Genomic DNA, 9,736 nt, shown 5'->3' with positions numbered 1-9,736 from the left:
CGGTCCCGGTGAGCGGCCAGGTCATCCTGCTTGCTGTGGGTACGCCCGTCCGGGCCGATGGCGATCAGCTGGTCGACCAGCAGCTGATCGAGGGCGGCGACGTCACCGGCCCGTTGGGCGGCCTGCAGGGTGCGCTCGGCGTCGAGCAGCTCGGCCTCGCGTGCGCTGTCCGGCATCGTGGCGTCCTCCCGTTCGGGTCCGACCCGGTGCCACCGTCGGCCCGAGCTGTCCGCATTGTGGCAGTCAAACTGGCGTGGGCGGGTGGGGATCGCCGCCGAGGTTCACAGACTCAGGCGAATCCGTACGACGGTCTCCCCGGGACTGGTGAGCACAGCGACCTCGTCACAGATCTGCTCCACGATCGCCAGCCCGCGACCACGTACCGAGTCGGTGGCCGGCATGCTTCGGCCGAACGCCCGCGTCGGGCCGTGGTCGACGACGTCGCAGATCAGCTGACCCGCCTCGGCCCAGAGTCGCACCCAGCCACCGCCGGTGGTGTGCTGCAACGTGTTGGTGGCCAACTCGCTGACGGCCAGCGTCAACAGCTCCGCCCCCTCGTCCGACAGGCCACGGGCCAGCGCCCCGGCGCTGACGAACGCGCGCAGCGCCCGTATGTCCGTCGCGACCTGATACGCCATGGTGTCCGCGGCGTGGGTGGAGACATTCTGCTCGGCCACGGTCTCCCGTCGCTCGCCCGGCATCAGCCCGCCCGATGCGGCTGCCCGACCAGCGGCACCGCGTTCCGCGCGGGTGTCGTGGGCGTGCGAGCCTCAAAGTGCGCCATCGGGCAGCGGAACCCTTCTCGTAGCTGTTGCCGCCACATCATGTCACCCACCGCCCTCTTGACTGTCTCGTCCGTTCGGCGGTTGATCACCTACGGGCCGGCCTGACCGGCCTCGCCGGTCCGGTAGGGCAGTCGGGTCAGGGTGCCGTGTCGAAGGCTATCGATTCGCTCAACTCCCGCCATCGCGCGTCCGACGCGGCGAGGGCCTCGGCGGCCGCGTGGGCGGCGGCCACGGCGTCGGCGCCGAGCAGCAACCGGAGCGGCGGGTCGTCGACCCGGGTGATCCGGATGATCGCCTGGGCGGCGCGGGCCGGGTCGCCCGGCTGGGCGCCGCTGGCCTGGCGCAGCCGCTGCACGGCCGGGTCGATGACCGGCCGGTACGGTTCACTGATCGGCAGGGCGCTCATCGACGAGCCGGCCCAGTCGGTGCGCAGCCCACCCGGCTCGACAGTGGTGACCCGGATCCCGAACGCCTCGACCTCTCTGGCGAGCACCCCGGAGAAGCCGCTGACCGCCCACTTGGCGGACTGGTACGCGCCCAGACCCGTGCTCGCGACCCGGCTGCCGACACTGGAGATCTGCACGATGTGCCCGCGCCCCTGCTCGCGCATCACGGGCAGGGCGGCCCGGGACAGATTGACCACGCCGAAGAAGTTCGCCTCGACCTGCGCCCGGAAGGCGTCCTCCGACATGTCCTCGATCGCGGCGACATCGGCGTACCCGGCGTTGTTGACCAGGATGTCCAGCTGCCCGAACGTGTCCACCGCGGTGCGGACGGCGGCACGGGCGGCAGCGGGGTCGTTGACGTCGAGGGCCACAGCGCGGACCCGGTCACCGTGCCGGTCGACCAGGTCCGCGAGCTGTGCCGGGTTGCGGGCGGTGGCCACCAGGTGGTCGCCGTCGGCCAGGACGGCCTCGGCGAGGGCGCGGCCGAGGCCACGCGAACAGCCGGTGATGAGCCAGACTCGCGGCACGGCGTTCCTCTCGTGTCAGTGGGCCCACTCGCCGTCAGGGACGGATGTCCAGGGCGCCGATCAGCCCGTCGCGCAGCGTGAACCGGTACCGCAGCTCGATCGGGCTGCCGGGGAAGTCACCGGACACCCGGGTGACAGCCAGGTACGAGTCGCCCGCCTGCGACGTGACCCGGACCGGCTCCGCGGTGTACGCGTAGGCGTCCATCGTCTTCTGCCGCCAGGCGCGGATCGAGGCCCGTCCGTCGTACAGGCGGTCCTCGTCGGCGACGCTCGCGGTGTCCGCGAAGCAGGCGACGAAGGCGTCCAGATCCCGGTCGTTGACGGCCCGGAAGTACCGGTCGATCACGTCGGGCAGGTCGAGGGCCATCTGCTCCTCCTGCGGCACGGGCCGCCGTCGGGCAGCCGTCGGGTTCCCGGTCCGACCTCACGGTACGAGAAGCCGACGGCACCGCGCGGAGCAACCAGCAGAACCATGCCCGCTGCGGCTGCCGGGTTTGCTGCCGGTGGGCCCGGGTAGCCACGCGTTTCCGAGAGCGAAGGGCGGGGGCATGGCCGAGCTGGCGTTCGTCGACAAGGTTGCGGCACGGGCGGGTCTCCCGCCGGAGCAGGCACGCCCGCTCACCGAGGCGGTCCTGCGGACCCTCACCGAGCGGCTCAGCGGCGGGGAGGCGGGCGCGTTGGCCCCCCACCTGGCCGACGAGCTGAGCCCACTGCTGGTCAAGGCCGCCGAGCCGCCGGAAACGTTCGGCTACGACGAGTTCCTGAGCCGGGTCGCCGACCGCGCCGGGATCGACCGTCCGGCCGCCGAGCGGGGCACCCGGGCGGTGCTCCAGACGATGCACCGGGTGGTCGGGCACCGGGAGTTCGAGGACGCCCTGGCCCAACTCCCGGCGGACCTGCGGGCACTGGCGCAGCCGCTGCCGCACGGCCCCTGACCGACGCGCGCCTCATGCGTCGGTGACCGTTCGGTCCCTGGCGTGCCGCCACGACACCGGATCTACTGTGCGTTACCGATCGAACGCGCAGTGGCGGTTGCCCCGCGCCCGTCCGCCGGGTCGTCGCCGCTCCGATCCGAGGAGCGTCCCCCTTGGCGTCCATGGTGTCCCCGCGTCCCCTGCTGACCGCAGCGACGACCGCCGTCGCGATGATCACCCTCGCTCCCGCTCCCGCCGTCGCAGCGCCGGCACCCCCGCACAGCTATCGGCTCGTCGACCTCGGCACTCTCAACGGGGGTGACGGCGCTGCGACGGCGATGAACGATCGCGGCGACATCGTCGGCTGGAGCACGGTCGCCAGCGGCGCCCGGCACGCCGTGCTGTGGCGTCACGGTGTCATCACCGACCTGGGCGTGCTACCGGGTGACACGGATTCCAGCGCCGTGGACGTCAACGAGTTCGGTGACGTGGCGATCACCTCGTTCGGCTCGGACTACCTGACCCGCGCTGTGCTCTGGCGCGACGGTCAGCTCCACGACCTGGGCACCCTGGGCGGGGAGAACAGTGTGGCAATCGGCGTCAACGACCGGCGGCAGGTGCTCGGCACCAGCGAACCGGCCGGAGACATGCCGCACCGCTTCCTGTGGCGCGACGGGGTCTTCACCGACCTGGGTCGGGAGTACTTCTACGAGTTCACCGCCGACTTCAACAACGCGGGCGACGTGGTGGGCGGGTTCAACGTGCCGCCGCAGGACTACCCGTGCACCTGCGTGGGTGGCCGGCTGCGCGACGGGGTGTTCACGCAGATCGGCAGCGAGGCCCTCGGGGTCAACAACCGGGGCCAGGTGGTGGGCGCGGCGAACGGCCGGGCGTTCCGCTGGCAGAACGGGACACTGACCGACCTCGGCACGCTCGGTGGCGACTGGAGCCGCGCCACCGCGATCAACGACCGGGGTGAGGTGGTGGGCCAGAGCACCACCACCGCTGCGTGGCACCCGTTCCTCTGGCGCAACGGGTTGATGACAGACCTGACCACCCGGGGCGTGTGGGAGACCGACTCGATCGAGGACATCAACATCAGGGGCCACCTCGTCGGCGCCCGGGGGAACCGGCCGGTGCTGTTCCGCTGAGCGGAGGTCTTCGTGCTGTGGACGGGCGGGGCGCGGCCTGACCCGCCGGTCAGACCGCGCCCCCTCGTCCGAGGTCAGCCGGTTACCCCGCTACTGACCACCCACTTCTGGTGTGCGCCGCCCGCGTACGTGCCGAGCTGGATCTGGGTGCGGTCGGCGCTGCTACCGCCGGCGGCCTCCAGGACCTTGCCCGACTGCGGGTTGCGGATCGACCCGTCGGCCTGTGGCTGCCAGACCTGCGCGGCGGTGCCGTTGCAGGTCCAGAGCTGAACCTTCGTGCCGTTGGCGGTGCCGCCGTTGTCCACGTCCAGGCACTTGCCCAGCACCCGGTACGTGTCGCCGACCTTCGTCCACGACTGCGCTTTGGTGCCGTTGCAGGTCCAGAGCTGGATCTTCGTGCCGTCGGCGGTGCCCGCGTTGTCGACGTCCAGGCACTTGCCGCCGACGCCGGTGATGGTGCCGCCGGTCGGCGGCGGGGGACTGCCCGGGATGGAGTTGAGCGTGTACCACGCCTCGGTGCTCCACAGTGACTGGCCGCTGGTCGAGGTGAACGGGCGCGGGGACCGCAGGTGCACCACCCGGCCGGCCTTGCGACCGGGCACCGTGAGACTGACCTTCTTGCCGTCCGCCGAGAGGGTGGCCGAGGTGACGGTCAGCGTCTCCTCATCGATCTTCGGACCGCCGTAGTTCGACGTCGCCACGTACCGCCACTGCTTGAGCTTGTAGCGCGCGGCCAGCTCGGCGGCGGTCGCCGTCGACACCGGCTCGGTGTACTCCACCTCGAAGCCGGTCGTGGTGGCGCGCATCGCGAGCATCTCGAACGTGGTGGCGGTGTTCGGGGTGAGCTTCTGCAGGCCGTACGAGAGCTTGCCGGTCTGGCCCCAGTTGCCGCCCGCGCCGAGCCCGCCGACGTAGATCGCGCCGTCCGGGCCGACGTTGACCTCGGAGACGCCCGCCTCCAGGCCCTGGGTGAGCCGGAACAAAGCGCCCTGGTACTCGCCGTTGACCTTCTCCACGTTCGCCCGTTGCAGGCCGCCGTAGGTGACGTCACCGATGACGAACTGGCCGGCGTAGCGACCGCTGGTCAGGTAGAGCGGTGTGCTGGGCGAGTTGGCGATCTCATTCTGCGGCATCCAGAGCACCGGCTGCGTCACCGGTGCGGTGTCGAACGGACCCGCCGGGCTCGTGAAGTGGTTGAAGAACCTGCCCTGCTTGACGTGCACCAGCTTCGACGAGGGCAGCCAGCCGCCCTGGTTGTCGGTGACGAAGACGCCGCCCTCCGGGCCCCAGCCGATGCCGTGTGGCGTACGCAGACCGCCGGCGACGTAGCTGACCGCGCCGGTGTCCTTGTTGACCTTGAGGGTGGTGCCGCGGTTGGTGGCGGGTTGCGGGTTGGTGGTGGCGCCGCCGGAGTTGATCGACACCGACAGGTTCAGATAGAAGAACCCGTCCTGGTAGAGCAGGCCGAACGCGAACTCGTGGAAATTGCCACCGTACGGCCAGGTGGCGACGGTATCCAGGCGCTCGGCCGCCTCGTCGCCGCCGGTGTTCACCAGCCGGGTCAACCGCTGCTTCTCGGTCACGTAGACCACCCCGTCGACGACCTTGAGCCCCATCGGTTCCTTGAGGCCGCCGGCGATCTTCTTGGTGGTCACGTTGCCCGGGCTCGTCGATCCGCCGGTGTTGCCGAGGATCCAGACCTCGCCGTCCTGGGAGGTGCCGGACTGGTCGCTGCCGCCCCAGGTGCTGATGACCAGCCGGCCGTCGGCCAGCCAGTCCATGCCGGTGACCTTCGGCTGGAAGCCGCTGGGCCGCAGGTTGGTCAGGGTGTAGCCGGGGTGCACGCCGGTCAGCGGCAGGCCGTCACCGGGGGTGTCGGAGACGCCCTCGCACTCCTTGCGTCCGGGTGCGGTCACCCGGACCACACCGGCGTCGGTGCTCAGCGCCGAGTTCGGTACGACAACGAAGGTCGACGAACCGGGCGTCTTCCACTCCAGGGTGATCTGCTGCCCGCCGCCACGCTCGAAGTGGTCGATCCGCAGCGGGTGCAGGCCGGTGGTGAGGGTGACGGTGCCCTCCTTGGGCGGGGTCGCGCCGTGCAGGCCGTCATGGTTGATCACGACCGCGTTGTCGATCGACAGCTTGGAGCCGTCGTCGCTGCTGAGCCGGAAGGTGTAGCTGCCGGCCTGGGTGGTGGTGATGTTGCCGAGCACCTGCGAGACGAAGTTGTCCTCGAAGCCGAAGTCGGCCGCCGAGGTCCAGTTGATGGTGGACATGAGCTTGTCCACGTTCGGGGTCTGGGCGGGCTTGAGGGTGCACAACTCGGACAGTGGCACCTGCACGTCGAAGACGCGCAGCGTGACGCCCGGTTCCTGTGCGGGGGCGGCGTTGGCGGGGGCGGCCCAGAGGCCGGCGGCGAGGACGAGTGCCAGCGCACCCAGGACGGGATGGTGGAGTCGGCGTAGCAGGCGTGTGCCCATCGTTCCTCCGGGAGGCAGTGGAGTGTCCGACGGCCGACGTGGATCAGCGGTGAGGATGGCCGTCGGCCCGGCTCCGTAACGTCCTCGACGCCGACGAGTGACGTTGCGGAAACACCGGGTGGATGGCTCGGAACATTAAGGCGTTTCGATTGGACTGTCCATGGCTTCGCGCCGATGCATCAAAAGTTACCGATGTCCATGCGAAAGTTCGCCATGTTACGCGCAGAATGTCTGGCCGATCGGCCTGCCGCTGGCAGTCAGCGGTGCCGCCGACGGGCCCGCCAGTGGGCGTCGGCAAAGCGGTCCACGTCCTTCTGCTCCGTTGACGACGAGGCCGGCGATCATCGATGCTCGGACTCGACGGTCACCACGGAGGTGTCATGGCGTTGCTGGAAGTCGCTGTCACGACGCTCGGCGGCGCGCTCTCGGCGACCGTCGGCGTTGTCGTCGGCGGGATGCTCACCCGCAGTGCACAGGACCGACACTGGCTACGGGACCGGCAGCTCGTGGCCTACCAGGACCTGCTGCGGGAGTACGCCACGTTCACGATGATCCTGCGGCGCGCTCACCTGGGACGCACGGCGTGGGACTACGACTGGGGGGTGTGGAGCGCCGCGCTGATGTCAGCCAGCCTCGTCGCCCCGAGCGCGGTCACCGCCGAGATCGACGCCTTCGGCCACGCGGTGCAGCGACTCCTGGACGTCGCCACGGGAGTGGACACGACAACCGCGCCGCTGTCGCAGGATCAGTTCGAGCAGGCGATGGTGGCCCCGACCCGGGCGCAACTGGCCCTGGTCAATGCCATGCGCCGATCCGTGGGGCGGCACCAGGGGCCGCTGTCGACGTGGTTGGGCGGGGCGGGTGGCCGCCCGGCGCACTGGGAGACGGCTCGGCCCTGACGCCCACTGCCACGCGCCGGACCGGGCCGCCGGCCTACCGCCGTCCGCGCCGGGCCGGGCCGCTGGATCGATCGCCGGGCTTGCGGGCCGGGGTGGCGGCCTTGCGGCCCGGCGTGCCGCCCTTGCCTGCCGCGCCGGCCGGCCGGCCGCTTCGTGTGGTGGCTCCCGGCGTGGCAGGTCGACGGCGGGCCGCCACCAGCACGAGTACGGCGACCGTAACGACGGTCAGGGCCGGGACCAACCAGGCCGGGAACCCGCCGCCCCCCTGCTCCTTCGCGGCGCCGGCCGGGTCGCCCGTCGCGGCGCCGGTAGGGGCGACCGGGCTGCCGGTGGCCCCGGAACTGGTCGAGCCCTCACCCTCGGCCTGGGCGAGCAGCGCCGGGTCCGGCCCCGCCGTGGGCGCCGACCAGCCGGCCGGGGCCGCAGTGCCGGGGCCCTGGTAGTCGAAGGTCACCTCGCCCCGCACCGCCTCACCGTCCGAGGCGACCGAGAGGTAGCTCGCGGTGTAGCGGCCCTTCGCCGGCCAGTGCGCGACGGTGACCATGGCCGGGAAGCCGGTGTGGTAGAGCCGTGGCTCGAACACCCCGTTGACCATGAAGTATTCGGTGACCGGCTTGTCGAGTCGCTTCGGCTCACCGTAGGACCACCCGTTGTCCACTCGCGACCCGTCTGGGCCGCTGATGGCGAAGTGCGCGTTGGACGCCGGCTTCTCGGTGAAGTACAACGCCAACTGGGGCAGCGGCTCGCGGACGACGGTGCCCTTCAGAGGCGTGGAGGTCGCCAGCTGGCCGTGCGCGGACGCCGGGGCGACCGGCAGCAGCAGCGACACCACCAGGGTCGCCGCCAGCGCCGCCACGACACGGCTGAGGGCCTTACGCACAGTGACCAGCTTCGATCGCATTCGTTCATCATGGTCATTTCCCCGGCACCGAACAAGACGTAGAGTTCTCCTCCCCGACGATCAACCCGACACCCGTCCCCCTCGCGTCGTTCGGAGTCCGCCCGTGTCCGTCCGTACCCCCGCTGCCCGGACCGCCGCCGCCCTCGCCGCCGCCACCCTCGGCGCCCTGCTCCTCGCCGGTTGCGGGCAGGACGACGACCCCTCCGTGGCCGCCCCCTCGCCGACACCCACGTCCGTCGTCCCGTCGAGCGCCACCTCCACCGGGTCGACCCCGACGGCGGCCAGCACGCCCAGCGCCTCCGCCAGCACCGCTGCGGTCGACCAACAGATCACCATCACGATCGCGAAGAAGCGGGTCGACCCACCGACCGGACGGGTCACCGTCAGTAAGGGACAGTCGGTCCGGATCACCGTCACCTCCGACGTCGCCGACGAGCTGCACGTGCACGGCTACGACCTGGGCGCCCGGCTACCGGCCGGCACGCCCGGCTCGGTGGAGTTCCGCGCGGACAAGACCGGGCTGTTCGAGGTGGAGACGCACGAGTCCGAGCTGGTGCTCTTCCAGCTCGTCGTCCGCTGAACGACATGACGGCCGCTCCCACGCTGCTGGCACACGGCGTCGGTGGCCGTCAGGACCTACCGATCACCCTGCCGCAGCTCGTCGTCGCCGCCGCGCTGACCCTCGTCGTCACGTTCGTGGCGCTGGGCCTGCTCTGGCGCGAACCCCGGCTCGACCGGGACGCCACCGGCGGTCGCCCGGTGCCGCACCGGCTCGCCCGACTCGTCGACGCGCCCGGTTTCCGGTGGGCGCTGCGCGGGCTCGGCCTGCTCGCCGCCGCCTGGTTCTGCCTCGGTCTGCTGGGCGGGCCCGACACCGCTGACAACCCGACCGCCGGCGCGCTCTACGTGCTGCTCTGGGTCGGGCTGGCCCCGCTGTCGCTGCTGCTCGGCCCGATCTGGCGGGCGGTCAACCCGCTGCGCACCGTGCACCTGCTCGCGGCGCTGGCGGCGCGGCGCGACCCCAACCGTGGGCTCCGTGAGCTGCCCGACAGCGTCGGTTGGTGGCCGGCAGCCGCCACCCTCTTCGGGTTCGTCTGGCTGGAACTGGTCGCCCCCGACCGGGCCACCCTGCCGGTCATCACCGCCTGGCTGACCGGGTACGCGGTGGTCCTGCTGGCCGGTGCCGTGCTGTTCGGCGCCGGCTGGTTCGACCACGCCGACCCGTTCGAGGCGTACAGCACAGTGATCGGTCACCTCGCCCCGCTCGGCCGGGCCGCCGACGGCGTGCTGGTCTGGCGTAACCCGCTCGACGGGATCGCCGGCCTGCGACCCCGCCCCGGGCTGGTCGCCGTGGTGATCGTGCTGCTCGGCTCGACCATGTACGACAGCCTCTCCAACGCGCCGGGCTGGTTGCGCTTCAGCCAGGAGAACGGCCTGCACCCGGCGGTCACCGGCAGCGCCGGACTGAGCCTCGTCATCGCCGCCGTCGCGGTGGCGTACCTCGCCGCGACCGGCGCCGCGGCGCACATCGGCCGGGCCGAAGCGACCGATGCCCGTCAGGTGCCGGGCGAGATCGCCCACTCCATCGTCCCGATCGCGGTGGGGTACGTGGTGGCGCACTACTACTCGCTGC

Annotated in this window: 11 protein-coding genes; 5 read left to right on the top strand and 6 right to left on the bottom strand. The window is 71.5% G+C overall.

Annotated elements, in window-relative coordinates; translation table 11 throughout:
• The 4 genes from ABZ749_RS20320 to ABZ749_RS20305 form a co-directional block, all read right to left on the bottom strand.
• On the bottom strand, positions 1 to 176 hold a 176-nt coding region (locus tag ABZ749_RS20320; protein ID WP_357229920.1), incomplete at its 3' end, for a nuclear transport factor 2 family protein.
• 105 nt (positions 177 to 281) lie between these two features.
• Complete coding sequence (locus ABZ749_RS20315; RefSeq protein ID WP_357229916.1) at positions 282 to 701, bottom strand: ATP-binding protein; 420 nt, start codon at positions 699 to 701, stop codon at positions 282 to 284.
• A 220-nt stretch (positions 702 to 921) separates the two neighbouring features.
• Positions 922 to 1,758: an oxidoreductase gene (locus tag ABZ749_RS20310; protein ID WP_357229914.1), complete on the bottom strand. Its 837-nt coding sequence runs from the start codon at positions 1,756 to 1,758 to the stop codon at positions 922 to 924.
• A gap of 34 nt (positions 1,759 to 1,792) precedes the next feature.
• A complete protein-coding gene (locus ABZ749_RS20305) occupies positions 1,793 to 2,125 on the bottom strand; it encodes a nuclear transport factor 2 family protein (protein WP_357196243.1) in 333 nt (110 codons plus the stop codon).
• A gap of 181 nt (positions 2,126 to 2,306) precedes the next feature.
• Here ABZ749_RS20305 and ABZ749_RS20300 point away from each other — a divergent pair, with 181 nt between their 5' ends.
• Positions 2,307 to 2,693 (top strand): DUF2267 domain-containing protein, encoded by a 387-nt coding sequence (locus ABZ749_RS20300; protein WP_088989254.1) that lies wholly within the window; start codon positions 2,307 to 2,309, stop codon positions 2,691 to 2,693.
• Between the two features lie 161 nt (positions 2,694 to 2,854).
• Complete coding sequence (locus tag ABZ749_RS20295) at positions 2,855 to 3,823, top strand: hypothetical protein (RefSeq protein ID WP_357229918.1); 969 nt, start codon at positions 2,855 to 2,857, stop codon at positions 3,821 to 3,823.
• Between the two features lie 74 nt (positions 3,824 to 3,897).
• Here ABZ749_RS20295 and ABZ749_RS20290 read toward each other — a convergent pair whose 3' ends face one another.
• On the bottom strand, positions 3,898 to 6,303 hold the full coding sequence (locus tag ABZ749_RS20290; RefSeq protein ID WP_357229912.1) for a ricin-type beta-trefoil lectin domain protein: 2,406 nt from the start codon (positions 6,301 to 6,303) through the stop codon (positions 3,898 to 3,900).
• Positions 6,304 to 6,683: 380 nt separating this feature from the next.
• Here ABZ749_RS20290 and ABZ749_RS20285 point away from each other — a divergent pair, with 380 nt between their 5' ends.
• Positions 6,684 to 7,202, top strand: a complete 519-nt coding sequence (locus ABZ749_RS20285; protein WP_357229910.1) for a hypothetical protein — start codon at positions 6,684 to 6,686, stop codon at positions 7,200 to 7,202.
• Between the two features lie 34 nt (positions 7,203 to 7,236).
• On the opposite strand, the gene ABZ749_RS20280 is transcribed toward ABZ749_RS20285, so the two are convergent.
• The gene (locus tag ABZ749_RS20280) at positions 7,237 to 8,103 is read right to left on the bottom strand and encodes a copper resistance protein CopC (RefSeq protein ID WP_357229908.1); all 867 of its coding nucleotides are present in this window, start codon (positions 8,101 to 8,103) and stop codon (positions 7,237 to 7,239) included.
• Between the two features lie 103 nt (positions 8,104 to 8,206).
• Between ABZ749_RS20280 and ABZ749_RS20275 the strand changes: the two genes are divergently transcribed.
• Both ABZ749_RS20275 and ABZ749_RS20270 read left to right on the top strand, forming a co-directional pair.
• On the top strand, positions 8,207 to 8,683 hold the full coding sequence (locus ABZ749_RS20275) for a hypothetical protein (RefSeq protein WP_357229906.1): 477 nt from the start codon (positions 8,207 to 8,209) through the stop codon (positions 8,681 to 8,683).
• Positions 8,684 to 8,688: 5 nt separating this feature from the next.
• Positions 8,689 to 9,736, top strand: a 1,048-nt coding sequence (locus ABZ749_RS20270) for a hypothetical protein (protein ID WP_357229904.1), incomplete at its 3' end; no start/stop codon positions are given.

The organism is Micromonospora sp. NPDC047753 (genome assembly GCF_040642735.1).
Lineage (GTDB): Bacteria > Actinomycetota > Actinomycetes > Mycobacteriales > Micromonosporaceae > Micromonospora.
The sequence above is the reverse complement of the archived record's forward strand: the minus strand, read 5'-3'. Positions and strand labels throughout refer to the sequence as shown.

What these genes read in the sequence shown, in the direction of transcription:
- ABZ749_RS20295 (WP_357229918.1), top strand. Translation starts at nt 2,855, where the DNA reads ATGGTGTCCCCGCGTCCCCTGCTGACCGCAGCGACGACCGCCGTCGCG.
- ABZ749_RS20300 (WP_088989254.1), top strand. Translation starts at nt 2,307, where the DNA reads ATGGCCGAGCTGGCGTTCGTCGACAAGGTTGCGGCACGGGCGGGTCTC.
- ABZ749_RS20280 (WP_357229908.1), bottom strand. Translation starts at nt 8,103, where the DNA reads ATGCGATCGAAGCTGGTCACTGTGCGTAAGGCCCTCAGCCGTGTCGTG.
- ABZ749_RS20315 (WP_357229916.1), bottom strand. Translation starts at nt 701, where the DNA reads ATGCCGGGCGAGCGACGGGAGACCGTGGCCGAGCAGAATGTCTCCACC.
- ABZ749_RS20285 (WP_357229910.1), top strand. Translation starts at nt 6,684, where the DNA reads ATGGCGTTGCTGGAAGTCGCTGTCACGACGCTCGGCGGCGCGCTCTCG.
- ABZ749_RS20290 (WP_357229912.1), bottom strand. Translation starts at nt 6,303, where the DNA reads ATGGGCACACGCCTGCTACGCCGACTCCACCATCCCGTCCTGGGTGCG.
- ABZ749_RS20305 (WP_357196243.1), bottom strand. Translation starts at nt 2,125, where the DNA reads ATGGCCCTCGACCTGCCCGACGTGATCGACCGGTACTTCCGGGCCGTC.